Origin of the sequence: Pseudomonas parafulva NBRC 16636 = DSM 17004 (assembly GCF_000730645.1) — a bacterium.
GTDB lineage: Bacteria > Pseudomonadota > Gammaproteobacteria > Pseudomonadales > Pseudomonadaceae > Aquipseudomonas > Aquipseudomonas parafulva.
Window position 1 is genome coordinate 24,218 of sequence record NZ_BBIU01000004.1, and the last position, 24,774, is coordinate 48,991.

23 protein-coding genes are annotated in these 24,774 nt (G+C 59.3%); 16 read left to right on the forward strand and 7 right to left on the reverse strand.

The annotated features are described in order from the left end of the window. Positions 1-9: 9 nt before the first annotated feature. The 12 genes from PPA02S_RS02125 (at position 10) to glmS (ending at position 11,397) form a co-directional block, all read left to right on the forward strand. Positions 10-417 carry a F0F1 ATP synthase subunit I gene (locus PPA02S_RS02125; protein ID WP_028632802.1) on the forward strand — a complete coding sequence of 136 codons (408 nt, stop codon included), beginning with the start codon at positions 10-12 and terminating at the stop codon, positions 415-417. Positions 418-433: 16 nt separating this feature from the next. Further along, positions 434-1,303 carry a F0F1 ATP synthase subunit A gene (gene atpB / locus PPA02S_RS02130; protein WP_028632803.1) on the forward strand — a complete coding sequence of 290 codons (870 nt, stop codon included), beginning with the start codon at positions 434-436 and terminating at the stop codon, positions 1,301-1,303. Positions 1,304-1,447: 144 nt separating this feature from the next. Continuing rightward, positions 1,448-1,705: a F0F1 ATP synthase subunit C gene (atpE, locus tag PPA02S_RS02135; RefSeq protein WP_003097235.1), complete on the forward strand. Its 258-nt coding sequence runs from the start codon at positions 1,448-1,450 to the stop codon at positions 1,703-1,705. A 56-nt stretch (positions 1,706-1,761) separates the two neighbouring features. Next, positions 1,762-2,232, forward strand: a complete 471-nt coding sequence (locus tag PPA02S_RS02140) for a F0F1 ATP synthase subunit B (protein WP_028632804.1) — start codon at positions 1,762-1,764, stop codon at positions 2,230-2,232. Between the two features lie 12 nt (positions 2,233-2,244). Further along, entirely contained in the window at positions 2,245-2,781 is a 537-nt protein-coding gene (locus tag PPA02S_RS02145) for a F0F1 ATP synthase subunit delta (protein WP_003253191.1), read from the forward strand. A gap of 21 nt (positions 2,782-2,802) precedes the next feature. After that, on the forward strand, positions 2,803-4,347 hold the full coding sequence (gene atpA, locus PPA02S_RS02150; protein ID WP_028632805.1) for a F0F1 ATP synthase subunit alpha: 1,545 nt from the start codon (positions 2,803-2,805) through the stop codon (positions 4,345-4,347). 48 nt (positions 4,348-4,395) lie between these two features. After that, a complete protein-coding gene (gene atpG / locus PPA02S_RS02155) occupies positions 4,396-5,256 on the forward strand; it encodes a F0F1 ATP synthase subunit gamma (RefSeq protein WP_028632806.1) in 861 nt (286 codons plus the stop codon). 27 nt (positions 5,257-5,283) lie between these two features. After that, positions 5,284-6,660, forward strand: coding sequence for a F0F1 ATP synthase subunit beta (gene atpD, locus PPA02S_RS02160; RefSeq protein ID WP_028632807.1), 1,377 nt, complete (start codon positions 5,284-5,286; stop codon positions 6,658-6,660). Positions 6,661-6,703: 43 nt separating this feature from the next. Further along, positions 6,704-7,123, forward strand: coding sequence for a F0F1 ATP synthase subunit epsilon (locus PPA02S_RS02165; RefSeq protein WP_028632808.1), 420 nt, complete (start codon positions 6,704-6,706; stop codon positions 7,121-7,123). 120 nt (positions 7,124-7,243) lie between these two features. Continuing rightward, positions 7,244-8,611, forward strand: a complete 1,368-nt coding sequence (glmU, locus tag PPA02S_RS02170) for a bifunctional UDP-N-acetylglucosamine diphosphorylase/glucosamine-1-phosphate N-acetyltransferase GlmU (protein ID WP_028632809.1) — start codon at positions 7,244-7,246, stop codon at positions 8,609-8,611. 170 nt (positions 8,612-8,781) lie between these two features. Next, positions 8,782-9,555, forward strand: a complete 774-nt coding sequence (locus tag PPA02S_RS02175; protein ID WP_028632810.1) for a DeoR/GlpR family DNA-binding transcription regulator — start codon at positions 8,782-8,784, stop codon at positions 9,553-9,555. 6 nt (positions 9,556-9,561) lie between these two features. Further along, complete coding sequence (glmS, locus tag PPA02S_RS02180; protein ID WP_028632811.1) at positions 9,562-11,397, forward strand: glutamine--fructose-6-phosphate transaminase (isomerizing); 1,836 nt, start codon at positions 9,562-9,564, stop codon at positions 11,395-11,397. A 228-nt stretch (positions 11,398-11,625) separates the two neighbouring features. Here glmS and PPA02S_RS02185 read toward each other — a convergent pair whose 3' ends face one another. Further along, a complete protein-coding gene (locus PPA02S_RS02185; protein WP_042141198.1) occupies positions 11,626-12,150 on the reverse strand; it encodes a nuclear transport factor 2 family protein in 525 nt (174 codons plus the stop codon). A gap of 30 nt (positions 12,151-12,180) precedes the next feature. Continuing rightward, positions 12,181-13,281: an aldo/keto reductase gene (locus PPA02S_RS02190; RefSeq protein WP_042141200.1), complete on the reverse strand. Its 1,101-nt coding sequence runs from the start codon at positions 13,279-13,281 to the stop codon at positions 12,181-12,183. An 84-nt stretch (positions 13,282-13,365) separates the two neighbouring features. On the opposite strand from PPA02S_RS02190, the gene PPA02S_RS02195 reads away from it, so the two are divergent. Together PPA02S_RS02195 and PPA02S_RS02200 are read left to right on the forward strand one after the other, a co-directional pair. Beyond that, on the forward strand, positions 13,366-14,316 hold the full coding sequence (locus PPA02S_RS02195) for an AraC family transcriptional regulator (RefSeq protein WP_245614627.1): 951 nt from the start codon (positions 13,366-13,368) through the stop codon (positions 14,314-14,316). A 260-nt stretch (positions 14,317-14,576) separates the two neighbouring features. Then, positions 14,577-15,833, forward strand: coding sequence for a PucR family transcriptional regulator (locus tag PPA02S_RS02200; RefSeq protein WP_050577089.1), 1,257 nt, complete (start codon positions 14,577-14,579; stop codon positions 15,831-15,833). 45 nt (positions 15,834-15,878) lie between these two features. Here PPA02S_RS02200 and PPA02S_RS02205 read toward each other — a convergent pair whose 3' ends face one another. The 3 genes from PPA02S_RS02205 to PPA02S_RS02215 are packed head-to-tail and all read right to left on the reverse strand — an operon-like array spanning position 15,879 to position 19,370. After that, the gene (locus PPA02S_RS02205; protein WP_028632814.1) at positions 15,879-16,805 is read right to left on the reverse strand and encodes a hypothetical protein; all 927 of its coding nucleotides are present in this window, start codon (positions 16,803-16,805) and stop codon (positions 15,879-15,881) included. A gap of 56 nt (positions 16,806-16,861) precedes the next feature. Further along, positions 16,862-18,385: a CoA transferase gene (locus PPA02S_RS02210; protein WP_033727966.1), complete on the reverse strand. Its 1,524-nt coding sequence runs from the start codon at positions 18,383-18,385 to the stop codon at positions 16,862-16,864. Positions 18,386-18,425: 40 nt separating this feature from the next. Further along, positions 18,426-19,370 carry a 3-hydroxyacyl-CoA dehydrogenase NAD-binding domain-containing protein gene (locus PPA02S_RS02215; RefSeq protein WP_028632816.1) on the reverse strand — a complete coding sequence of 315 codons (945 nt, stop codon included), beginning with the start codon at positions 19,368-19,370 and terminating at the stop codon, positions 18,426-18,428. Between the two features lie 333 nt (positions 19,371-19,703). On the opposite strand from PPA02S_RS02215, the gene PPA02S_RS02220 reads away from it, so the two are divergent. Together PPA02S_RS02220 and PPA02S_RS02225 are read left to right on the forward strand one after the other, a co-directional pair. Beyond that, on the forward strand, positions 19,704-20,981 hold the full coding sequence (locus PPA02S_RS02220; RefSeq protein ID WP_028632817.1) for an NAD(P)/FAD-dependent oxidoreductase: 1,278 nt from the start codon (positions 19,704-19,706) through the stop codon (positions 20,979-20,981). A 44-nt stretch (positions 20,982-21,025) separates the two neighbouring features. Next, complete coding sequence (locus PPA02S_RS02225; RefSeq protein WP_028632818.1) at positions 21,026-21,715, forward strand: OmpW/AlkL family protein; 690 nt, start codon at positions 21,026-21,028, stop codon at positions 21,713-21,715. 20 nt (positions 21,716-21,735) lie between these two features. Here the strand turns inward: PPA02S_RS02225 and PPA02S_RS02230 are convergent, their stop codons facing one another. Both PPA02S_RS02230 and mdtN read right to left on the reverse strand, forming a co-directional pair. Beyond that, positions 21,736-23,718, reverse strand: coding sequence for an FUSC family protein (locus tag PPA02S_RS02230; RefSeq protein WP_050577090.1), 1,983 nt, complete (start codon positions 23,716-23,718; stop codon positions 21,736-21,738). Next, complete coding sequence (gene mdtN, locus PPA02S_RS02235) at positions 23,715-24,767, reverse strand: multidrug transporter subunit MdtN (RefSeq protein ID WP_033727967.1); 1,053 nt, start codon at positions 24,765-24,767, stop codon at positions 23,715-23,717. The genes PPA02S_RS02230 and mdtN overlap by 4 nt, the downstream gene beginning before the upstream one ends. Positions 24,768-24,774 lie beyond the last annotated feature (7 nt).

Here is a 24,774-nt window from a genome sequence, read left to right on the forward strand (position 1 = left end):
GCAGTTGTGATGGAAATACGCACGCCAAACCGCTTGCCTTTCCATCGCTGGGCGGTTTTTCCGGTACTGCTGGCTCAATTTGTTGTACTGCTGCTGGCAGCGTTGGTGTTGTGGCAGTGGGGAGGGGCGGTCAGCGGTTATTCGGGCCTTTGTGGAGGCCTGATCGCGTGGCTACCCAATGTGTATTTCGCCTGGAAGGCTTTTCGCTTCAGCGGGGCACGGGCGGCACAAGCCATCGTCAAGTCGTTTTACGCGGGCGAGGCAGGCAAGATGATTTTAACGGCAGTGCTGTTTGCACTGACCTTTGCAGGAGTGAAGCCATTGGCGCCGTTAGCAGTATTCGGCGTCTTCGTGCTGACCCTTTTGGTCAGCTGGTTCGCGCCCCTGCTGATGAATAAAAGACTTTCGAGACCTTAGGGCGTTTGAGGCAACCATGGCAGCAGAAACCGCTTCGGGCTATATCCAGCACCACTTGCAGAACCTGACCTACGGTCAACTACCAGACGGCAGCTGGGGCTTCGCCCATTCGGCTGCAGAAGCCAAGGCAATGGGCTTCTGGGCGTTCCACCTGGACACCCTGGGTTGGTCCGTCGCGCTGGGTCTGATCTTCCTGTTCATCTTCCGCATGGCGGCCAAGAAGGCGACTTCCGGCCAACCCGGCGGCCTGCAGAACTTCGTGGAAGTGATGGTGGACTTCGTCAACGGCAGCGTGAAGGACTCCTTCCATGGCCGTAGCCCGGTGATCGCCCCGCTGGCGCTGACCATCTTCGTCTGGGTGTTCCTGATGAACGCCGTCGACCTGGTACCGGTCGACTGGATTCCTCAGCTGGCCATCCTGATTTCCGGTGACCCGCACATTCCGTTCCGTGCCGTGTCCACTACCGACCCGAACGCGACCCTGGCCATGGCCTTCTGCGTGTTCGCCCTGATCATCTTCTACAGCATCAAGGTCAAGGGCCTGGGCGGCTTCATTGGTGAGCTGACCCTGCACCCGTTCGGCAGCAAGAACATCTTCGTGCAGATCCTGCTGATCCCGGTGAACTTCCTGCTGGAATTCGTCACCCTGATCGCCAAGCCAATCTCTCTGGCCCTGCGACTGTTCGGTAACATGTACGCCGGCGAACTGGTGTTCATCCTGATCGCGGTCATGTTCGGCTCGGGCCTGCTGTGGCTCAGCGGCCTCGGCATCGTGCTGCAATGGGCGTGGGCTGTGTTCCACATCCTGATCATCACCCTGCAAGCCTTCATCTTCATGATGCTCACCATCGTCTACCTGTCGATGGCGCACGAAGATAACCATTAAGACCGCCTGGCGTGTCTGATAGCCTTCCCCGCTCGTTTGGGGGGAGGGCTTAAAAAGTCCGCAAGGGCATGCTGTACCAAACGATTTGTTTTACCGCTTCAAACTAAAAACCTAACCAATACGACGTAAAAGTCGGGAGGAAAGATGGAAACTGTAGTTGGTCTGACCGCTATCGCTGTTGCTCTGCTGATCGGCCTGGGTGCTCTGGGTACCGCCATTGGTTTCGGCCTGCTGGGCGGCAAGTTCCTGGAAGGCGCTGCTCGTCAGCCTGAAATGGTTCCGATGCTGCAGGTCAAAATGTTCATCGTTGCCGGTCTGCTCGACGCCGTCACCATGATCGGTGTGGGTATCGCTCTGTTCTTCACCTTCGCGAATCCGTTCGTTGGTCAGATCGCCGGCTAATCACTCGTCTTCACGAGTTGATGGCTGTATGAATTAAGACCGAGCGAGGTGTTGGCGTGAACATTAATGCAACCCTGATTGGCCAATCCGTTGCTTTTCTGATTTTTGTACTCTTCTGCATGAAGTACGTATGGCCTCCGGTCATCACTGCTCTGCAAGAGCGCCAAAAGAAGATTGCCGACGGCTTGGACGCTGCCAACCGCGCAGCTCGTGACCTGGAGCTGGCCCAAGAAAAAGCGGGTCAGCAACTGCGCGACGCTAAAGCACAGGCAGCCGAAATCATTGAGCAAAGCAAGAAACGCGCTGCTCAGCTTGTCGAGGAAGCCCGTGATCAGGCCCGCGTCGAAGCTGACCGTGTGAAGGCTCAGGCTCTGGCCGAGATCGAACAGGAACTGAACAGCGCTAAAGACGCCCTGCGTGCCCAAGTGGGTGCCCTGGCCGTTGGCGGTGCTGAAAAGATCCTTGGCGCCACAATCGATCAAAACGCGCATGCGGAGCTGGTTAACAAACTGGCCGCTGAAATTTAAGCGAGGGCGATCATGGCAGAACTGACCACGTTGGCCCGACCTTACGCTAAGGCTGCCTTTGAGCATGCCCAGGCCCATCAGCAACTGGCCAATTGGTCAGCCATGCTCGGCCTGGCTGCTGCGGTGTCGCAAGACGACACCATGCAGCGCCTGCTCAAGGCCCCGCGACTGACGAGCGCAGAAAAGGCCGCCACGTTCATTGACGTGTGCGGTGACAAGTTCAATGCACAGGCACAGAATTTCATTCATGTTGCCGCGGAAAACGACCGTCTCCTGCTTCTGCCGGAGATTGCCGCTCTGTTCGACCTGTACAAGGCCGAGCAAGAGAAATCCGTGGACGTGGAAGTCACCAGTGCCTTCGCGTTGAACCAAGAACAGCAAGACAAACTCGCCAAGGTTCTCAGTGCACGGTTAGGCCAGGAAGTGCGCCTGCACGCGTCGGAGGATGCCAGCCTGATTGGCGGCGTCGTCATCCGCGCCGGTGACCTGGTAATCGATGGCTCTGTTCGCGGCAAAATCGCGAAACTGGCCGAAGCATTGAAATCTTGAGTTTGAAGGGGCAGCAGAGCAATGCAGCAACTCAATCCTTCCGAAATTAGTGAAATCATCAAGGGCCGCATCGACAACCTCGATGTGAGCTCCCAAGCCCGTAACGAAGGTACCGTCGTTTCGGTTTCCGACGGTATCGTGCGGATCCACGGTCTGGCCGACGTCATGTACGGCGAAATGATCGAGTTCCCTGGCGGCGTCTACGGTATGGCACTGAACCTGGAGCAAGACTCCGTGGGTGCAGTGATCCTGGGTGCCTATGACACCCTCGCCGAAGGCATGAGCGCCAAGTGCACCGGCCGCATCCTGGAAGTTCCGGTTGGTAAGGAACTGCTGGGTCGCGTCGTCGACGCACTGGGTAACCCGATCGACGGCAAAGGCCCGCTGGGCAACACCGAGACCGATGCGGTCGAGAAAGTTGCTCCAGGCGTGATCTGGCGTAAGTCGGTAGACCAGCCTGTACAGACTGGCTACAAGTCCGTCGACGCCATGATCCCTGTCGGCCGTGGTCAGCGTGAGCTGATCATCGGTGACCGTCAGATCGGCAAGACCGCCATGGCCATCGACGCCATCATCAACCAGAAAGACTCCGGTATTTTCTGTGTTTATGTGGCTGTCGGCCAGAAGCGTTCGACCGTTGCCAACATCGTTCGCAAGCTGGAAGAAAACGACGCACTGAAAAACACCATCGTGGTGGTTGCCAGCGCCTCGGAATCCGCCGCACTGCAATTCCTGGCGCCTTACGCCGGTTGCACCATGGGCGAATTCTTCCGTGACCGCGGCGAAGACGCACTGATCGTTTACGATGACCTGTCCAAGCAAGCCGTTGCTTACCGTCAGATCTCCCTGCTGCTGCGCCGTCCACCAGGACGTGAAGCGTACCCAGGCGACGTGTTCTATCTCCACTCCCGTCTGCTGGAGCGTGCATCGCGCGTTTCGGAAGAGTACGTCGAGAAGTTCACCAATGGCGCAGTGACTGGCAAAACCGGTTCCCTGACCGCTCTGCCGATCATCGAAACCCAGGCTGGCGACGTTTCCGCGTTCGTTCCGACCAACGTGATTTCCATCACCGACGGTCAGATCTTCCTGGAGTCGGCCATGTTCAACTCGGGCATCCGCCCTGCAGTGAACGCCGGTGTTTCGGTATCCCGCGTAGGTGGTGCCGCTCAGACCAAGATCATCAAGAAACTGTCCGGTGGTATCCGTACCGCTCTGGCTCAGTACCGTGAGCTGGCTGCATTCGCCCAGTTCGCTTCCGATCTGGACGAAGCGACCCGCAAGCAGCTGGAGCATGGTCAGCGCGTAACCGAGCTGATGAAGCAGAAGCAGTACGCACCGATGTCCATCGCGGACATGGCGCTGTCGCTGTACGCCGCTGAGCGTGGTTTCCTGACTGACGTAGAAGTCTCCAAGGTCGGCAGCTTCGAGCAAGCGCTGATCGCCTTCTTCAACCGTGATCACGCTGAACTGATGGCGAAGATCAACGTGAAGGGTGACTTCAACGACGAAATCGACGCAGGCCTGAAAGCCGGTATCGAGAAGTTCAAGGCCACCCAGACCTGGTAAGCCGCAGCGGGGGCTCAGGCCCCCGCTTGCTAACCTGATAGGTGATACATGGCAGGCGCAAAAGAGATTCGCAGTAAGATTGCGAGCATCAAAAGCACGCAAAAAATTACCAGCGCCATGGAGAAAGTGGCGGTCAGCAAAATGCGCAAGGCACAAATGCGCATGGCTGCTAGCCGTCCTTACGCGGAGCGTATCCGCCAGGTGATCGGTCATCTGGCCAACGCCAACCCGGAATACCGCCACCCGTTCATGATCGAGCGCCCTGTAAAGCGCGTTGGTTATATCGTGGTGAGCAGTGACCGTGGTTTGTGCGGTGGCTTGAATACCAACCTGTTCAAGGCCTTGGTCAAGGACATGAACGTAAACCGCGAACAGGGCGTGGAAATCGACCTGTGCGTGATCGGCAGCAAGGGTGCGACTTTCTTCCGCATCTTTGGCGGCAACGTTGTAGCCGCGATCAGCCACCTAGGCGAAGAGCCATCGATCAATGACCTGATCGGCTCCGTCAAAGTGATGCTGGACGCCTACCTGGACGGCCGTATCGATCGCCTTTCGGTGGTTTCGAACAAGTTCATCAACACCATGACCCAGAAGCCAACGGTCGAGCAATTGGTACCGTTGGTGGCAACCCCGGATCAGGATCTCAAGCACCACTGGGATTACCTGTACGAACCCGACGCAAAAGAGCTGCTGGACGGCTTGATGGTGCGTTATGTGGAGTCGCAGGTGTACCAGGCGGTGGTCGAGAACAACGCTGCTGAACAAGCGGCCCGGATGATCGCCATGAAAAACGCCACAGATAACGCCGGTGATTTGATCAAAGAGCTTCAGTTGATCTACAACAAGGCGCGTCAGGCTGCGATCACCCAGGAGATCTCGGAAATCGTCGGCGGCGCTGCCGCGGTTTAACGGTTCACATATTCAGAGGATCCAGCTATGAGTAGCGGACGTATCGTTCAAATCATCGGCGCCGTCATCGACGTGGAATTTCCACGTGACGTCGTGCCGAGTGTTTACAACGCGCTGAAAGTACAAGGCGCGGAAACCACCCTGGAAGTTCAGCAGCAGCTGGGCGACGGCGTGGTTCGTACCATTGCGATGGGCTCGACCGAAGGTCTGAAGCGCGGTCTGGGCGTCGTCGATACCGGCGCGGCCATTTCGGTTCCAGTCGGCAAGGCCACCCTGGGCCGTATCATGGACGTCCTGGGTAACCCAATCGACGAAGCCGGCCCGATCGGTGAAGAAGAGCGCCGCGGTATCCACCAGCCAGCGCCTTCGTTCGCTGACCAGGCGGGCGGCAACGACCTGCTGGAAACCGGCATCAAGGTTATCGACCTGGTTTGCCCGTTCGCCAAGGGTGGTAAGGTTGGTCTGTTCGGTGGTGCCGGTGTCGGCAAGACCGTAAACATGATGGAACTGATCCGTAACATCGCCATGGAACACAGCGGTTATTCCGTGTTCGCGGGTGTGGGCGAGCGTACTCGTGAGGGTAACGACTTCTACCACGAGATGAAGGATTCCAACGTTCTCGACAAAGTAGCCTTGGTCTACGGTCAGATGAACGAGCCACCAGGAAACCGTCTGCGCGTAGCGCTGACCGGCCTGACCATGGCTGAGAAGTTCCGTGACGAGGGTAACGACGTTCTGCTGTTCGTCGACAACATCTACCGTTACACCCTGGCCGGTACCGAAGTATCCGCACTGCTGGGCCGTATGCCTTCGGCAGTAGGTTACCAGCCGACCCTGGCTGAAGAGATGGGCGTTCTGCAAGAGCGCATCACCTCCACCAAGGAAGGTTCGATTACCTCCGTTCAGGCCGTATACGTACCTGCGGACGACTTGACCGACCCATCGCCGGCGACCACCTTCGCCCACTTGGACGCCACCGTCGTTCTGTCCCGTGACATCGCCTCCCTGGGTATCTACCCAGCGGTCGACCCACTGGACTCGACTTCGCGCCAGCTGGACCCGAACGTGATCGGCAACGAGCACTACGACACCGCGCGTGGCGTTCAGTATGTTCTGCAGCGCTACAAAGAGCTGAAGGACATCATCGCGATCCTGGGTATGGACGAGCTGTCCGAGACCGACAAGCAACTGGTGGCCCGCGCTCGTAAGATCCAGCGCTTCCTGTCGCAGCCGTTCTTCGTAGCCGAAGTCTTCACCGGTTCGCCAGGCAAGTACGTTTCCCTGAAAGACACCATCGCTGGCTTCAGCGGCATCCTCAAAGGTGACTACGACCACCTGCCAGAACAAGCGTTCTACATGGTCGGCAGCATCGACGAAGCGATCGAGAAAGCCAAGAAACTGTAATTCCTGCGCCCCGCAAGGGGCGCTATCAGGTTGAGGCAAGCAGATGGCTATGACAGTCCATTGCGATATCGTCAGCGCGGAAGGAGAGATCTTCTCCGGTCTGGTCGAGATGGTGGTTGCGCACGGTAACCTGGGTGATCTTGGTATCGCTCCAGGCCACGCGCCGCTGATCACCAATCTGAAGCCAGGTCCGATCACGCTGACCAGGCAGGGTGGCGCCCAAGAGGTGTTCTACATCTCTGGTGGTTTCCTCGAGGTTCAGCCGAACATGGTCAAGGTGCTTGCCGATACCGTGCAACGTGCTGCAGACCTGGATGAAGCGCAGGCTCAGGAAGCCCTCAAGGCTGCCGAGAACGCCCTGAATCTGAAAGGCGCGGACTTCGACTACGGTGCCGCCGCCGCACGTCTGGCCGAGGCCGCAGCGCAGCTGCGTACCGTCCAGCAAATGCGCAGAGGCAAGTAATCGGCCCACGCTGATCACTGCTGTTGCGATTGAGTAAAAGGGTAGCCTCGGCTACCCTTTTTCTTTTTCCGAATTCCCCTCCGGTCATTTCACTGACCGCCCAGGATTGGTAGCCAGTCAATGTCACTCGATATCGTTATTCTCGCCGCCGGCCAAGGCACCCGCATGCGCTCGGCGCTGCCCAAGGTGCTGCACCCGGTAGCCGGCAACTCCATGCTCGGCCATGTTATCCAAAGCGCCCGGCAGTTGCAGCCACAGGGCATTCATGTGGTGGTTGGCCATGGCGCCGAGTTGGTGCAGCAACGGCTGGCGAGTGACGACCTGAACTTCGTCATGCAGGACAAGCAACTGGGCACTGGCCATGCACTGGCACAGGCGCTGCCGGCCCTTACTGCCGATACGGTCCTGGTGCTTTACGGTGATGTGCCACTGATCGAAGTGCAGACCCTGCAACGGCTGCTGGCCAAGGCCAGCGAGCAGCGCCTGGGGCTGCTCACCGTCACGCTGCAGGACCCCACCGGCTATGGCCGGATCGTGCGCAACACTGACGGCAAGGTTACGGCCATCGTGGAGCACAAGGATGCCAGCGACGCGCAAAAGGCCATCAACGAGGGCAACACCGGCATTCTGGCCCTGCCTGCCGCACGTTTGGCCGACTGGATGGGCCGGTTGTCCAACAACAACGCCCAAGGCGAGTACTACCTCACCGACGTGATCGCCATGGCCGTGGCCGATGGCCTGGAGGTGGCCACCGAGCAGCCGCACGACCCCATGGAAGTGCAGGGCGCCAACGACCGCCGCCAGCTGGCAGAGCTTGAGCGTCACTACCAGTTGCGAGAAGGCCGTCGGCTCATGGCCCAAGGGGTCACCCTGCGTGACCCGGCGCGCTTCGATGTGCGCGGTGAAGTGACCGTGGGCCGGGATGTGCTGATCGACATCAACGTCGTTCTTGAAGGCAAGGTGGTCATCGAGGATGACGTGCAGATTGGCCCGAACTGCGTGATCAAGGACAGCACCTTGCGCAAGGGCGTGATCATCAAGGCCAACAGCCACCTGGACGGCGCGGTGATGGGCGAGGGCAGTGACGCTGGCCCGTTCGCCCGTCTGCGCCCAGGCAGCGTGCTGGAGGCCAAGGCCCATGTGGGTAACTTCGTCGAGCTGAAGAACGCCCACCTGGGTGAAGGCGCCAAGGCGGGTCACCTGACCTACCTGGGCGATGCCGAGGTTGGCGCGCGTACCAACATCGGCGCGGGCACCATCACCTGCAACTACGACGGTGCCAACAAGTTCAAGACCGTGATGGGCGAGGACGTATTCATCGGCTCCAACAATTCGCTGGTGGCACCGGTGGAAATCAAAGCCGGCGCAACCACTGCGGCAGGTTCCACCATCAATCAGGCCGTCGAGGCGGGTGAACTGGCCGTGGCACGTGCCCGACAGCGCAATATCAGCGGCTGGAAGCGGCCGGAGAAAATCAAGAAGAGCTGAGTTATCCACAGCCTTCTACGCCAAAGCCGATTTATGTGAATAAATCGGCTTTTTCATTTCTGGGGTGCTGCATTACTTTTTGTCAGGAATTTTTATCCACACCTTGACGAGCGCGCTGGCTTAGGTTTTGATTGCAACCATTATCTTTCGAACCGAAACTTAAAAGCCCAATGTCGAAACGAAACACACCTCAGCGTCGGCACAACATCCTGGCTCTGCTCAGCGAGCACGGCGAGGTGACGGTCGATGCCCTCGCCAAGCGTTTCGATACCTCCGAAGTGACCATCCGCAAAGACTTGGCCGCGCTGGAGAGCAACGGGCTGTTGTTGCGTCGTTACGGTGGTGCCGTACCGGTACCGCAGGAGCTGCTGGTGGAACCGGCCCAGCCGGTGTCTGCCTACAAGCGGGCAATTGCCCGTGCTGCGGTAGGCCTTATTCGCGAGCATGCACGCATCATCGTCGACAGTGGCAGCACCACCGCGGCCATGATCCCTGAACTGGGGCGCCAGCCTGGGCTGGTGGTGATGACCAACTCGCTCAATGTGGCCCGCGCCATCAGCGAAATCGAGCACGAGCCGGTGTTGTTGATGACCGGTGGCACCTGGGACCCCCACTCGGAATCGTTCCAGGGCCAGGTGGCCGAGCAGGTGTTGCGGTCCTACGACTTCGACCAGTTGTTCATCGGTGCCGACGGCATCGACCTGAGCCGTGGCACCACCACGTTCAATGAGCTGCTGGGTTTGAGCCGGGTGATGGCCGAAGTCGCCCGCGAAGTGATCGTGATGGTCGAGTCCGACAAGGTCGGGCGCAAGATCCCCAACCTCGAACTGCCCTGGAGCAGGGTGCACACCCTGATCACAGACGAACGCCTGCCCAGTGAGGCACGCCAACAAATTCAAGCCCGCGGCGTCAACCTGATCTGCGCCGCGATCAGCCAGGAGTAAATAGACATGTGTGGAATCGTGGGTGCAGTCGCCGAGCGCAACATCACCGCCATCCTGATCGAGGGCCTGAAGCGTCTGGAATACCGTGGGTACGACAGTGCCGGCCTGGCCGTGCTGACCCAGGACGGCGAGCTGCAGCGTCGCCGCCGTATTGGCAAGGTCAGTGAGCTGGAAGCCGCTGTGGTGGCCGAGCCGGTTGCCGGGCGCCTGGGCATTGCCCACACCCGTTGGGCTACCCACGGCGCACCTACCGAAGGCAATGCACACCCCCATTTCTCTGGCCATGAAGTGGCTGTGGTGCACAACGGCATCATCGAGAACCACGAAGCGCTGCGCGAAGAGCTCAAGGGGCTGGGCTATGTGTTCGCATCGCAGACCGACACCGAAGTCATCGTCCACCTTATCCACCACACCCTCAAAAGCCTCCCGGACCTGGCCGACGCCCTCAAGGCAGCGGTCAAGCGCCTGCATGGCGCCTATGGCCTGGCGCTGATCAGTACTCACCAACCCGACCGCCTGGTGGCCGCGCGCAGCGGTAGCCCGCTGGTCATCGGCCTGGGCCTGGGTGAGAACTTCCTGGCGTCCGACCAACTGGCGCTGCGCCAGGTCACCGACCGCTTTATGTACCTTGAAGAAGGGGACATCGCCGAAATCCGCCGTGACCAGGTGCGCATCTGGGACCAGGGTGGCCGTGAGGTTCAGCGCGAAACCGTGCAGTACCACGAAGGGGCAGAAGCCGCTGACAAAGGCCAGTATCGCCACTTCATGCTCAAGGAAATCCACGAGCAACCACGCGTGGTGCAGCGCACCCTTGAAGGCCGCCTGGGCACTGACCACGTGCTGGTCCAGGCCTTCGGGCCACAGGCGGCCGAGCTGTTCGCCAAGGTGCGCAACGTGCAGATCGTGGCCTGCGGCACCAGCTACCACGCAGGCATGGTTGCCCGTTACTGGCTGGAAAGCCTGGCGGGGATCCCTTGCCAGGTAGAGGTAGCCAGCGAGTTCCGCTACCGCAAGGTGGTGGTGCAGCCCGACACGCTGTTCGTGTCCATCTCCCAGTCCGGTGAAACCGCCGACACCCTCGCGGCCCTGCGCAACGCTAAAGAGCTTGGCTTCCTCGGCAGCCTGGCCATCTGCAACGTCGGCATCAGTTCGCTGGTGCGTGAGTCGGACCTGACCCTGCTGACCCTGGCCGGCCCGGAAATCGGCGTGGCCTCCACCAAGGCCTTCACCACCCAGCTGGTGTCGCTGATGCTGCTGACCCTGGCCCTGGGCCAGGTGCGCGGCACTCTGGCGGCCGGCGTGGAGGCCGAGCTGGTCGAAGAACTGCGTCGCCTGCCGGCCCGCCTGGGTGAAGCTCTGGCCATGGACGCTACCGTCGAAAAAATCGCCGAGCTGTTCGCCGACAAGCACCATACCCTGTTCCTGGGCCGTGGTGCCCAGTACCCCGTTGCCATGGAAGGGGCACTGAAGCTGAAGGAAATCTCGTACATCCATGCCGAAGCCTACCCGGCCGGCGAGCTGAAACACGGCCCGCTGGCGCTGGTGGACAATGACATGCCGGTGGTTACCGTTGCGCCGAACAACGAACTGCTGGAAAAGCTCAAGTCCAACCTGCAGGAAGTGCGTGCCCGCGGTGGTGAGCTGGTGGTGTTTGCCGACGAGCAGGCCGGGCTGAGCAATGGTGAAGGTACCCATGTGATCCAGGTACCGCACATCGCCGATGCCCTGGCGCCGATCCTGTACACCATACCGCTGCAGTTGCTGTCGTATTACGTGGCTGTGCTCAAGGGTACTGATGTGGATCAGCCGCGGAATTTGGCGAAGTCGGTGACAGTGGAGTGATGGGGGGGTTGCTGGGATAGAAAGGCTCCAAGCCCAAGGCTGCCAGTTAAAAGGCTTAGGCCCGTCTGGCAGCCTATCCCCGGCAAAAACCGCAGATAACGTGATGCTTCAGCAGGCACCCGTGGGAGCGGCTTTAGCCGCGAACACCGGCGAAGCCGGTGCCATGCCCCGCGCTGCCTGCTACGCGGGGCCCCCGTTCCAGGGGCTCCAGCTCGCCAAGCGTACAAATCACCCCTCCCGAGGTTGTGGAACGCGACGCAGCACCTCGTCATAAGCTTGCAGGTCCAGAAAGGCTGTCACTTCTACCGCGCGCGCCTTTTCCATCCGCAGTATCCACACATAGCTGTTGGTGTACGGCCTGTCATCGCCAGCAATGGCTTCGCCTTTCCAGCTGATGATGACGTACTCCCCATCGGCCCAAAGCTGCTTGGACACCGGCCGTATCGGCGTCTTCAGGCGTGTGGTGAGGGGGCGAACAGCCCTCTGCATCAAATCATCCCGCCCGTTGTAAGTCCCCGAGTTGGGTCCTGATCCCTCGATGGTCCACACCACCTCCGGTGCCACCACTTCGTTGAAGAAGTCTGCCCCCCCTGCCGCCCAGCGATCAAAGGCCGCGGCAACCACCGCTTTGTTGTCTGCGGCAGCGGCCTCCTGGTTTTGCACGGAAGTGGCCGAGGCTGCGGTCGCAAAGCAGGCAAGCGACGCACAGAGGACGATGCGGCAGACGCAATCGGGTATACGGATACAGGCCATGGTTGTGCCTCCTGTTAATAAACATGGCGGTTAGCGAGTGATAGGCGCTGGCGCTTCCTGGCCCGCATGCTTCTGGACCTGGGCGCCGCCAAACACCAATTGCTGCACCATCGGTGTGGCAATAAACCGGCCCGGGAAAATGGGCGCTGGTGCGCTTGCCTGATCCAAACGGGCGATATGCGTTACATCCAGCTCGATACTGAGTGCGTTCAGGTTGTCCTCGGCTTGAGCCAATGTTCTTGCTCCGATAATGGGCGCGACCACGGCCGGGTTGTGCAAGGCCCACGCAAGCGCAACCTGGGAAGGTGTGGCGCCTATTTCCCTCGCGATCTCGACCACCACGCTGGCAATCTGTAACGAGCGCTCGGTCAAATGCCCCGTGGCACTGATCACGCCCTTGCGGTCTGCCGCTACGCCGGCTTCCTTGCTATCGCTCAGGTCTTCGGGCCCATATTTCCCGGTCAGGATGCCGCCGCCCAGCGGCGACCACGGGACTACGGCCAGCCCCATTTCCCGGGCCATGGGCAGTAACTCGTGCTCCACTGTGCGCTCCACCAGGCTGTATTCGATTTGCAGGGCCACCAACGGCGACCAACCGCGCAGATCGGCGAGCGCTTGCAACTGCGCCACCTTCCAAGCAGGTGTGTTGCAGATGCCCAGGTACAGCACCTTGCCGCTGCGCACGATGTCATCCAGGCCACGCATGACTTCTTCTGCGCTTGTGGTGAAGTCCCAGGCGTGCAGGTACAGCAGGTCAATACGGTCTGTGTCCAACTGACGAAGGCTGGTTTCCACCGAGCGCATCAGGTTGAGACGGTGATTGCCGCCTGAGTTGGGGTCACCGGGGGCACGGGCCATCGTGTACTTGGTTGAAATTACCAAACGCTCGCGTCGGCCTTTCATGAGCTGGCCAAGCATGCGCTCCGAAGCACCGTTGGTGTAATTGACGGCGGTATCGATGAAATTGCCGCCTGCCTCGACATAGCGGTCGAAAATTTGCCGGGCTCCGGCTTCATCCGTTCCCCATCCCCAGTCAGAGCCGAAGGTCATGGTGCCGAGTGCCAGTGGGGAAACGCGAATGCCGGAGCGGCCAAGCAGGCGGTACTGATCGAGTGCTGAGCGAGTGGACATAGGGGCTCCTGACGAACCAGAGGATGATTGCGTAAGGGGACTTTGCGACAGGGCGGCGGCTTGCACGTATACGGATCGTCCCGCATGCTTGCATCATCCTCCGAGTTACCGGGCGTTCCACCGCATAACGTTTTGGGGCTTACCATGAATGTGCGGCGCACACTGATCGACGTCATCAGCCGTCATGCACCTTCCAATGGCTTTCACTCGACGCCATTGGCAGGGGTTACGTTGGTGCGTTCAGATACCCCGACAATCCCCATGCCTGTGGTGTATCAACCCACCCTCTGCTACATCGTCCAAGGCCGCAAGCAGGTATCCATTGGGCCCGCGACCTATGTTTACGACGCGGCCAACTACCTTGTCGCCTCAGTAGACATTCCGGTGATGGGCTCCATTATCGAAGCCAGCGAGGCAGAACCGTATCTGTGCCTGGTACTCGACCTGGATATGGCGGTGCTCAGTGAGCTTGCCTTGCGCAACCCAGGCGCCAGCCACCAAACAGCCGATTCAATGCCGAGTGGCATCGAACTCAATGGCAGCACACCCGAGCTGTTAGACGCAGTGGGCAGGCTGGCCAGCTTACTGGACACCCCGCAAGATGCAGCGGAGCTGGCCCCGCTGGTAATACGTGAGGTGCTTTATCGCCTGCTTACCCGCCCTGGCAACTGCGTGCTGTTGCAGATGGCCAAGGCCGACAGCCGCCTGCGTCAGATTGCAAAAGCCATTACCTGGCTGCGTGCCCATTACCAGGAAGCGGTGCGCATCGACGATATTGCCGGCATCGCAGGCATGAGCCGGTCCACCTTCCACGCTCATTTCAAAGCGGTCACATCAATGAGCCCGCTTGAATTCCGTTGCCAGTTGCGCTTGCAGGAGGCGCGGCGCCTGATGGTGGCGGAGGCCCTGGATGCTGCCGGTGCGGGTTACCGAGTAGGCTATGAAAGCCCGTCCCAATTCAGCCGTGACTACGCCCGCGCTTTCGGCTTTCCGCCCGCTCGGGACGCCCTGCGTCTGCGCAGCGACGTTGCTTGACCCTGTGGACACCCCCATTCCTCAATGTGTGACAGCACAATTGCAGCCTAACTATCTGCCTCTAAACTGACGGTACTCAGCTAGCGCCCTGGCAACGCCTCTTCGAGCTATTGTCGATTGAGACTTCATACGGCAGACCTGTGTGCTTTTGAGGCATTTGGCGATATCAGCACCTCCGAACTTGCCGGACCGCTACCGTTAATTCGGCATTCGCTTGGTTCCCCACTCACATCCCGTCGTTTCAGGTGACCATGAGCGTAATGACCCCCTCCATTTCTCCCGAGCTGAAAGAGAAAATTCGCCCATTCGTTGAAAACCCCGCTGAGTTGGCAGACCGTATCCTGGCACGCTTGGTACAGGGCAACAGCGACTACGCAACTTTGACCGACGAAGCCCGGCACGATGCCTGGGAGTCCATCCGCACCTATTCATCGCTCTGGTTCCGTTGTTTGTACGAAGGTCGCACTATCAACTTGCAGGAAATCGAGCAGCTCGCTCAATCGGGGCGGCGGCGTTTTCATCAAGGCATTGGTCTGAATTCGCTGCTGCGGGTATTTCGCGCGGGCAGCCAGGAAATGCTCGATGCTTACCTTAAGATTGGGGTGAGTGACCAGAGCCTGCGCGACGAATTGCTGTTCACATTGTCACCTTCGTTACTGGAGTATGTTGATTCTCTCTCGCTGGCCATTGCACATGCGTACCTGCAAGAGCAATTTCAGGGTGCTCGCTGGCGCGATGCCCGGCGTTACGAACTCAGCAGCATCGTCTTCAACCACGACCCCGATCCGGAAGGCTTCCAACGGGTCTGCAGCGCTTTGGGCCTCGATGCAGAGGGGTTGTGGCTGGCCATTGCCTTGAAGCTGGATTTTCACGTCACTCACCCCGGCGATCTGGAAATGGAAGCCGAGCGATTGGTAGCCAGTGTGGCCAATCACTTTAATACCGCTGCCGGGCAGCTTACGTATGTGATGCGCCACGGAAATCTGATCATCTGGTTGCCACGGGCGCGTGGCGACTCGTTGTTGATATGCGATCGGCAAGTGCGTAAGCAGATGGAGGCTTTCCCGCTAGGTAATACACCTATCAGGTCCATCGGAATCGGCTTGGTTAACCAGGGGGTACTGGGATGGGCCGCGTCGGCCAGCGAGGCGCTGAAGGCCTTGGAGTCGGGCGCCATCTCCTGGCCCCAGGCGCGTGTTTACACCTATAGCGGTGTGGCAATCAGTGAGTCGATCAAGTCCAGTAGACCGGCCTTGCGCTACCTGGATTCGATCATCGAAGCCTTGGGCAATGAGCCAGAGCTCATCATGACGCTGCAATGCTTCTTCCAGCATTCGGAGAAGCACAAGATTACCGCGGCGGCTTTGAACATACACCCCAACACGTTGGCATACCGGCTCGACCGGATAATGAACCTGCTGGGTGGCAAAACTTCCGATTTAGATTTCATGGTTTCGTTGCGCCTGGCCATGGCACTCAGGCGAGCCAGTGATCGGCTCGACAGTGAAGGGAAGTGAATCGGCGGCTATGTCCCATACAGTTGACGCCGCCGATCCGGGTACTCAGTCGCCGTGATGGGCAAACGCGATGCCTGTCACTGGGCCAGGGCAGGTGTAGAGGGTGGTGAATACACCACCCTCTAGCGAGACGCCGCGCACCGCGCCACTCAGGTCGCTGACGAAAGCCCGATGCCCTTTCAGGTCCAGGGCCAGGCCAATGGCTTCTGCGAGCCCAGTGGCCAACACTCTGTGGTTGCTCAACCCATCAACGCTGATGTCTGCGCAGTTAAGGCTGTTACCGCCCTGTTCGGGTAACCCTCGATCTGTCCAGTAAAGCCGCTGGCTCTCATGGTCGATCTCCAGGTCGATTGGCTCCGGCAGGTGATCAAGCAGCAATTCTACGTTGGGTCGGTGCGCCAGGGGCATTACACCGGGCGGGGTCAGTGCCATCCTGAAAATTCTCCCTTGGCCGCCGTCAGGCGGGCCCTTCTGGGTCCAGTAGATGTATCGGTTCTGCAAGTCTAGGGCGATACCCACGCAATGGCGCATTACATCATCGCGGTCGCCAGGCCAGGCGCCGGTCTGGTGCAGCATGGTCAGGCCGCTGCCGTCGGTGTTGCAGCAAAAAATGGCCATGCCCTCGCGATCACACCAGTACAGCACCCCGTATGCCGCATCCAGTTGAATCTGCTTGGGGGTGACGATGCTGCCACCGCCGACAAGCACACGATGATCGTCCCCCGCGAGACTGCAGCTTTCGATACTGCCATCAGCGTGGATAAAGTTTTCTCCGGTCTCGGGCATTTCGCCCATGTTGGTCCAGTAGACCGTTTTACTGACCAGGTCTACCTGGATGCCATCAGGCGTTCCCCGAGGCACCTCAAGCAGCCGCCAGGACTCTCCGGTATTGACGTCCAGCGCGATGATGACTGCAGGATGTGCCTGCAGGATATACAGAAGATGGCGGGAATGGTCGTTCAGGTAGTCCATGTCATTTGCCTCATGCTATATGCCGCAGAGTGGGATACGAGGGGGCTCGCTGAATATCAACGCTCTAGCCACTGCGGCTTGGATGAGCCACGTGGCACCAGTACGGTCTTGTCAAAGTTCCAGGACGATTTCGACAGCACCACTTGATCGGTCATGCCCTGGTACGTGCCCATTGGCGTGTCGGTGGTGAACAAGTCGGGCTTGGGATAGCCATGCACTGCGCTGGAGCCTGCGGTCTCCCTGGCGTATTGCTTGTCGAACAGACCTAGGCTCAGTTGCCACAACACGGTACGGGTCAGCGATACCACCACCCGGTAGCTGCCGCCCTCCGTGGCGCGGCGGCGCAAGGCCGCTAATACGCCCAAGGTACCCAGCCAGCCTACGACGTAGTCGCAGATTGGTACGATCGGGGGTTGTTTCGGTTGGGACAGCGACCCTTCGTGAGCGAAAAGGCCGGCAACGGCAGCGCCGATCTCATCGAACCCAGGGCGGTTTGACCAAGGGCCGTTTTCACCATGCAATACGACAGTGACATGCACCAGCCCTGGTCGGATGTGAGCCAGTGTCTCGGCGTCCATGCCATGGTCACGCAAAAAGCCTGGGCGTTTGTTAGCGAAGAACACGTCGGTGGTACTGAGCAGGGCGTCGAACTGCCGACGATCCTCGGGCGAATCGCCTAGTTGGGTGGAGCGCATACCAACCTGGGCTGTCCAGAGGAATCCTTCAATCTCTGTGTCATTAGGCCGCCAGATGTTCAATACATCTGCGCCGTACAGCGCCAGGTCTCTACCAATTGCAGCGCCAGCGATCACGTGCCCCAGCCCCAGGGCGCGGATGCCTTCCAGCGGTTTAGCGGCACCCCGCGAAAAAGGCATGGGGGCCGACTCGCCGATCTTCTCGATCTTTATCAGTGGCTGCTGGCTCAGTACATCCGTGTACTGCCGCTCGTTCAGAAACTCTGCCGTGCTGCGCACCATGCCCATGACGATACCTTGCTCGGCCGCAGCGTTCTCCAGCTCCAGTGCGTCCCATTGCAGCACCGCATTGCGGACTGCTTCGCTGCTGTCGCTGCAACGCAGCAGGTTCAGTGCACGGTGGCGCAGCGGTGGGTAGAAATTCAGCGGCAAGACGTGCCGACCATCGCGTGTTTCGTGGAACAACGGCAGCTTCATGAACGGGTTGTAGATATCGGCACCCATGGCGGGAGGGCGACCGTTGATCAGCTCCAAGCGGCCTTCAAAGAAGCCGCAGAAGCGCCGGAGCGCCTTACCGACATCAACGTGAATGTCCTGTTCGGTGTCTGTACGCTCCCGATGGAGTGTGACAGCGGCGACCGTCCTGGCGGCTAGGCCGATGGCCGCCATGCTTGCGAAGCGAATGGGGCTTGGCAGGATGGGGTCAGCCCCCTGAAAAGTGAGCGTACCGCCGAAGTCGGCGATAGAAAGGCCTACCTGCGCCAACACCTCTTCAACACCCTGGTGCAGATCGAAACTGGCATCGGTAGCCGGGTTGGTCGAAAGCGTGCGCAACTTGGCGGTCAGCGGATCGACAGCGTTTTCAACAGGGGAATGCGAGCTCATGACGGGGCTCCTCATAGACTGGTCGAAGCTTGTGGGTGGTTCAAAACAGGCCGTGGTCTTTGCGCAGTGCCTGTAAAGCCACCATCACTTGGTTTTCGTTGTCGGTCAGCGCGGCAACGCTGCGGCCATCGGCTTGCTTGAAAACGCCTGAAACGATCGTCTGCTTGAGAGCGTCATCCACATCGGGTGTACCCAGGTTGCTCATTAGCCCCTGCAGGGGGTCCATCAGATGGTCCATGAAGTGGCGGATACCACCCTGGCCGCCGCCCAAGTGCCATTGCAGGCTTTGGCCCATGCAGCCCCAACGCAGGCCAGGGCCATAACTGACTGCCGCGTCGCAGTCTTCAACACTGATGACGCCCTGCTGGATCAGGTAGAGCATTTCCTTGTAGAGCGCTGCTTGCAGGCGATTGGCAACATGGCCCGGTAGTGAGCGGTGCAGTCGGATAGCTTTCTTGCCGATGGAGTCATAGAAGGCCATCGCGTTCTCGATGGTTTCTTCCGAGGTCTTGTCACCACCGACAACTTCAACCAGTGGGATGATGTGAGGCGGGTTGAAGGGGTGGCCAATTACGCAGCGCTCAGGGTGGGCACACTCGGCCTGTATCACGTCCATGGTCAGCCCCGAAGAACTAGAGGCGAGAATGGCGTTTTCAGGCGTATAGCGATCAATCTCGGCGAAGAACTTGGCCTTGAAGTCCGGCCGTTCGGGGCCGTTTTCCTGGACGAAATCGGCCTGGTGCAACGCTTGCTGCATGTCGGTGGTGAAGGTGAGCCGATCACGGCTGGCGCTGGGTGAAAGGCCAATGTGTTCGAGAATCGACCACTCCTGCTCTACATACTTACGCAGGTTTTCTTCTGCATTGGGGGCGGTGTCCACTGCCGTGACATCGAAACCACGTGCCAGATACAGCGCGGCCCAGCTGGAACCTATAACGCCGGTTCCGACAATAGCGATACGTTTGACGGACTTCGCAAAAGACATAGCAATCTCTCCCTGTCATCCATGGAACTCATGAATGATTCAGTTGAATTGAATATTCACAGCTCAGAGTTTCAATATAGACAGGGGTGGCCAGAGTTAAAATTGTAAAGCGCCACAGAATAATCAGTGGATTGCCACAGTCGCTGTTAATGCCTACCTGTCTTAGGATGAACTGTGAAAATTAGTACGATTAACTATCCAACTTTATTTGTTAGCTCGGCTAAGACACGCACCTCACTGCCCGTTTGATCGATTGGATCATTCCACAGGGTCAACCCATAAAGGCGTTTAAGTGAGTTCACCGTTGCAACATCGCTCAGGGAGTCGGCCTTGATGAGTCATAGCATCGTTATTATTGGTGGGGGCGCCGGTGGTGCAGAGCTGGCGGCAATGCTGGGCCGCCGTTCACGCCGGCTGAACATCGAGGTTACGCTGGTTGACCGCATGGCCCGACATTTCTGGAAGCCGCGGCTGCATGAAGTTGCCGCCGGGCTCCGCGGTGAAGGTGATGCCATTTCCTACCTTGCCCTGGCCCGTGCCAACAATTTTCGCTTTCGCCTGGGCAGCCTGACGCATCTTGACGCCAATGCCCGAATCATCGGGCTGGATGCGGTCGTCAACGATCTAGGCAAGGTCCTGCTGCCCAAGCGGGTGCTGCCATACGACACGCTGGTGTTGGCAATTGGCTCGCAGGTCAATGATTTCGGCACCCCCGGAGTTCGCGAGCATTGCCTGTTGCTGGATGACAGCGAGCGCGCATTGGCCTTTCAGAAACACTTGCTGGAAGCGGTGATGCTGGTTTCCCAGGGGGCCAGCAAGCGGCTACGCATTGGTATTGTCGGCGCCGGCGCCACCGGCGTGGAGCTGGCAGCAGAGCTCTGCCACTCGATTCGCGCCATGCAGGACTCGACGGGTCTCATCGCGGCTGAACAGCTGGATATCACCGTCATCGACATGGCCGACAGGCCGCTGGCAAATAACGCCCCCTCTGTATCGAAATTCGCCGAGCGCACCTTGGCCAAGATGGGCGTCACTCTGCGCTTGAACAGTGGAGTGGCGCAGGTCACAGATGAGGGTTTCGTACTCAAGGACGGAGAGACGTTGTTTTGCGACTTGAAGATCTGGGCATCAGGAGTGATTGGCCTGCCGCTTGTGGCTGATCTTGACCTGACCCTCGATCGCTCCCGTCGCATCCTTTGCGACGAGCAACTGCGTTGCGTGGGGGCCCAAGGTGTCTACGCCATGGGGGATTGCGCTTATGTGTTCGATCCGCAGCATCAGCGGCCCCTACCTTGTACCGCTCAGGTTGCGCATCAGCAGGCCAGCTACCTCTCCGGGCTCTTGTCACGAAAACCGCGTGACGCGATGCCCAAGCCATTCTGTTACCGCGATCGCGGCAGCCTGGTTTCTTTCGGCGGGGCGTCTACCGCCGGCGAAGTCCCACTTCACAAACAACGTGCCTGGGTTTTCAACGGCTACTTTGCCAGGCTCGGCTACCTCATGTTGCAGCTCATGCATCGCGCCACGTTGCTGGGCTGGCGCAAGACGCTCACGCTGACATTTGCCGACGCCTTGCGGCGCACTGCGGCTCCACCGGTCAAGCTCCACTGACATCGATTCCGGCCGTGTGCAGCTTCAGGAGGGCGATCACAGGTATGCACCCACTCAAGAACACGGTGGCCGGGTATTGGCGAACCCTGGCTGCCATTATGCTCGGTATCTGCTTCAGCGAACCTACCGACGCCGCTGCGTTCGATCATCAGGCGCCACAGCAAGGCCCGTGGTTCGTGCGCACCGGGCCACTCTGGGTCGCGTACCAATCGAGTGCCGACATAAACCTGATGGGGCAATCACTGGCCGGCGCTTCTGCCCGGGCACGCAACAATGTGACCTTCATGATCGACCTGGGCTATGAAGTGACAGACACCTTCACGGTGCTGGTCATGGGCGGTATTCCCCCGCGTACTGTGGTACAAGGCGCGGGTTCGGTCGAGGGGCTGGGTAATTTCGGCGCAGTGCGCTACGGCCCGCTCTTTCTCACGGGCGTCTATTACCTGCCAGCCTGGCAGGGCGTCAGGCCGTATATCGGCGCGGGCCTGGCCCATGCATTCATCTTCAAAAATTACGACGGTGCTGTCTCGGGCCTTGATGTGCAGGGCAACACCGGCCCTGTTGTGCAGATGGGGGTCGAATACCCTTGGAACGAGCGTTGGTCGATATTCGCCGACTACAAGCACCTTTGGCTTGAACTGGATGCCCATGGCACACTTGGGCCGGCGCCGGTAAAGGCAAAGATCACCCTGGACCCCGACTTACTGTCGATGGGCGTCAAGTTTCACTTCTGACGGCACTCGATCACCTCTGCTCAGCGATGCAGCAATGCGCCCAGCGCATGCAGTGTGTCGCTTACGCGCCTTCTCAGTTGTGGGTCCCTGATGTTGCGCTGTGCTTGGGCTTGCAGGAGGGCAAGCTTGCGCTCCAGGCTGGGCTGGATGTCGGGTTGCTCGAAAATCTGCCTGCCGTGATCCAGCGCCGCGCACATCGCTGCTCGTATTTCGTCCAGAACATGCGCATCGCCCGGCGACTGGCTGCCGTGTTCAATTTCGATCTGCAGGGCGTGGTTGGCCATCAGCAGATAGCGTGCAGAGGCAATGATTTGTTGTAGGCGGTAGGTCATGTGCTCCTGATGGGTTTCACCCGCCTGCCAGCTTGGCTCTATTGCCACCCTGGCCAATGCGGCCTCGCATTGACCTATTTCCGCCCACAGTGCAGCCGTTTCCGTAGCGGGTGTCGGCATACGCAGATTTGCCGAGATACGCTGCAAGAGCCGGCCGATGCTGCGTTGCAATGCCTCGCCCTCAGCCTCAGGCCACAGCACCGCATGGATGAACACCGAAATCACCACGCCCATTACGATACCTATCATGCGGTCGCGCACGTCGGTGAGATTGGTACTGGGCCCGAAGGTTTCCAAAAGTGCCAAGGAGAACGTAAACATGATCTGCACGCCGGCGTAGCTGATGCGCTCAGAACCGGTTGCTACCCAGGCCGCCAGAGCCATCACCGGTAGTGTCATGAACATAAGCCCGACAATGCCGGTGAGGTGAGGTATTACCCAAACCAGCATCACAAGGGCGAGCCCGCTACCGAATAATGCGCCGCCAACGCGCAGTGAGGCCTTCATCCAAGTCGCACCGAGGCTAGGTTGAGCGACGATCAGGCAGGTCAGCATGATGGTGTGGATGCCAGGCCAGTCAGTGGCCATGTAGAACAGGTAGCAGAGCATAGCCGCCAGCAAGGTCTTGAGGGCGAATTGGGCATATCGGGGGTTGGAGAAGGCATCTGCGGCCAGTACAGGTGGTTTCGGTGCGGGTGCCGCTGCGCCCGCGAAATTTGGCAATGACAGCGAAAGGAGTGTGGTGCGGATCTCTTCGTAGACACCTGGAAGCTGCCGAGTACCGAGGCGGTCCAATGTGGACAAAGCGTGGGTTGCAGCTTTGGGCTCCATCAGCTTCAGCGCAAGTACCGCGCGGCTTAGCTCTGCCGCTTCGGGAGGCCGGGTGCTGTCGGTGTTCAGGTGTGCGGTGAGCATCAACAGGCGACAGACAGCATTTACCCGTGCCAAGTGCAGCGCTTGTTCCTGGCGCACATTGTGGTCGCGCATGCAGGCAAAGCGCAGTAGCTGCTGCAGTGAAATGGCCGTACGCTGAATGTGCCGGGCGTCGATGTGGGGTACGGGCTGGGCACCTGTTAATAGCTGCGCGACGCTGTCGAGTTGTCTCGCCACCAGAGCTTGCAACTGGCGCCACGGCTCCAGGGGCAGAAATAGCGTATTGACGCACAGTGTCACGGCAATGGAGTAACACACAGCCACCCACACCCAGAGTACCGAGCGGACCACAAGCTCCGGCTGGTCGGTGGTGTCGGCAAAGGTCTGCACATATATCACGACGATGCCAACGATGAAGAAGACCACGCCGATAGCTGTTACCCGCATCAGGTAGGCACTGATGAAAAATAGCGTCGCTGCGCCCAGGATACGCAGTAGCGGATAGGCATAGGTGAATTTCAACAGCAGAATCGAAGCAGCGATTGCCAGTGTGGTACCGAGCAGAAACAACGTGCCGACCAGCCGAGTAATCACGACATTACTCTGGGTTACGTAGAACACCACGAGTAACGAAAGCGCCAGCAACGGAACCTGTAGCGACATCGAAACCAGGATTACTACGGCGCAGCTGAGAACCGTACGCAGTACCAGGTTCAAGCGGCCTGGATATGCTTTCATCTCAGCGATGATGAACCTGAGCCCAAACTGCTCCTGCTCGACACTGTTGACGTCGGTCATCGGCTTGCCGAGTCATGTCGCCCAGGCTCCAGAACCGCCACTGCCGAAGCGCCAACACGGAAAAGATCTGCGTTGGGCTCAAGTACCTCAAGTTTCACTGGAAAGCGTTGAGAGACCCGAACCCAGTTGATGCTGCGTTGCACACGGGGAAGCCCTTCGACTACAGCGCCACCATCATCGGGTAGCACACCAAAGCTCAATGAGTCGACACGGGCATGAAAACGCTGACCGCTATCGGTCATCAGGTAGACGGTGGCCGGAGTGCCCGGGCGCATACCCTGGAGGTCGGTTTCTCTGAAGTTGGCGATCACATACCAGTGACGTGTATCGATCAGGGTGAAGATTGGTTTTGCGGCCGAAGCATACTGCCCGACGGTAGTACGCAGCGAGGCAACCCGCCCGTCGAAAGGTGCCCTGACTTCGGTGAATTCCAGATCCAGTTCGGCAATCGAGATCTGTGCCAGCAGCTCTGCCCGTTGTGCAACCAGTGCATCCACGCCGCTGACGGCTGCAGTCGCGCGCTTTGCCTGGAAGCGCGAGGTATTGAGCTCCGCCGCTGTGGACCGCTGGCTAGCCCTGGCCTGGTCAACGACTTCCGCAGATATATAGCCCTTGGGCAATAGTTTCTCGTAGCGCTGAAGCGTGTCGGTTGCCTGCTTGGCCTGAGCCCGTGCACGTTCGACGGAAGCGACTGCAGAGGCTGCTTCGAAGGTTTGGGCATTGACCGTTCGTTGGGTCAGGGCAATCTGTTGCTCAAGCGTGGCCAGACGTGCCCTGGCTTGGTCGAGATTGTCCTGGTAGGGCCTTGGGTCGATGCGCAGCAGCAAATCACCTTTTTTGACGCTCTGGTTGTCGCGCACCGGTAACTCGATGATTCGCCCGCTGACTTCAGGCACCACGTTGATGGTATCCGCGTAGACGTAGGCATCATCGGTGCTTGGGCTGTTCTCCAGCGTCCAGATTACGTATAGCAGCAGCGCGAGGCACATCAGTCCGATAACGAGGGCGGGTATACGGCTGCTTTTTTCTGGGGCAGGTGAACGGTTCATATGGGCA

Bases quoted from the DNA above. Each gene is read 5' to 3' on its own strand.
- PPA02S_RS02190 (WP_042141200.1), bottom strand. From the start codon at position 13,281: ATGTCCACTCGCTCAGCACTCGATCAGTACCGCCTGCTTGGCCGCTCC.
- PPA02S_RS02195 (WP_245614627.1), top strand. From the start codon at position 13,366: ATGCTTGCATCATCCTCCGAGTTACCGGGCGTTCCACCGCATAACGTT.
- PPA02S_RS02205 (WP_028632814.1), bottom strand. From the start codon at position 16,805: ATGGACTACCTGAACGACCATTCCCGCCATCTTCTGTATATCCTGCAG.
- PPA02S_RS02225 (WP_028632818.1), top strand. From the start codon at position 21,026: ATGCACCCACTCAAGAACACGGTGGCCGGGTATTGGCGAACCCTGGCT.
- PPA02S_RS02210 (WP_033727966.1), bottom strand. From the start codon at position 18,385: ATGAGCTCGCATTCCCCTGTTGAAAACGCTGTCGATCCGCTGACCGCC.
- PPA02S_RS02175 (WP_028632810.1), top strand. From the start codon at position 8,782: ATGTCGAAACGAAACACACCTCAGCGTCGGCACAACATCCTGGCTCTG.
- atpD (WP_028632807.1), top strand. From the start codon at position 5,284: ATGAGTAGCGGACGTATCGTTCAAATCATCGGCGCCGTCATCGACGTG.
- atpE (WP_003097235.1), top strand. From the start codon at position 1,448: ATGGAAACTGTAGTTGGTCTGACCGCTATCGCTGTTGCTCTGCTGATC.
- PPA02S_RS02215 (WP_028632816.1), bottom strand. From the start codon at position 19,370: ATGTCTTTTGCGAAGTCCGTCAAACGTATCGCTATTGTCGGAACCGGC.
- PPA02S_RS02125 (WP_028632802.1), top strand. From the start codon at position 10: ATGGAAATACGCACGCCAAACCGCTTGCCTTTCCATCGCTGGGCGGTT.
- PPA02S_RS02165 (WP_028632808.1), top strand. From the start codon at position 6,704: ATGGCTATGACAGTCCATTGCGATATCGTCAGCGCGGAAGGAGAGATC.
- atpG (WP_028632806.1), top strand. From the start codon at position 4,396: ATGGCAGGCGCAAAAGAGATTCGCAGTAAGATTGCGAGCATCAAAAGC.
- atpB (WP_028632803.1), top strand. From the start codon at position 434: ATGGCAGCAGAAACCGCTTCGGGCTATATCCAGCACCACTTGCAGAAC.
- atpA (WP_028632805.1), top strand. From the start codon at position 2,803: ATGCAGCAACTCAATCCTTCCGAAATTAGTGAAATCATCAAGGGCCGC.
- PPA02S_RS02220 (WP_028632817.1), top strand. From the start codon at position 19,704: ATGAGTCATAGCATCGTTATTATTGGTGGGGGCGCCGGTGGTGCAGAG.
- PPA02S_RS02145 (WP_003253191.1), top strand. From the start codon at position 2,245: ATGGCAGAACTGACCACGTTGGCCCGACCTTACGCTAAGGCTGCCTTT.
- glmS (WP_028632811.1), top strand. From the start codon at position 9,562: ATGTGTGGAATCGTGGGTGCAGTCGCCGAGCGCAACATCACCGCCATC.
- PPA02S_RS02185 (WP_042141198.1), bottom strand. From the start codon at position 12,150: ATGGCCTGTATCCGTATACCCGATTGCGTCTGCCGCATCGTCCTCTGT.
- PPA02S_RS02230 (WP_050577090.1), bottom strand. From the start codon at position 23,718: ATGACCGACGTCAACAGTGTCGAGCAGGAGCAGTTTGGGCTCAGGTTC.
- PPA02S_RS02200 (WP_050577089.1), top strand. From the start codon at position 14,577: ATGACCCCCTCCATTTCTCCCGAGCTGAAAGAGAAAATTCGCCCATTC.
- mdtN (WP_033727967.1), bottom strand. From the start codon at position 24,767: ATGAACCGTTCACCTGCCCCAGAAAAAAGCAGCCGTATACCCGCCCTC.
- glmU (WP_028632809.1), top strand. From the start codon at position 7,244: ATGTCACTCGATATCGTTATTCTCGCCGCCGGCCAAGGCACCCGCATG.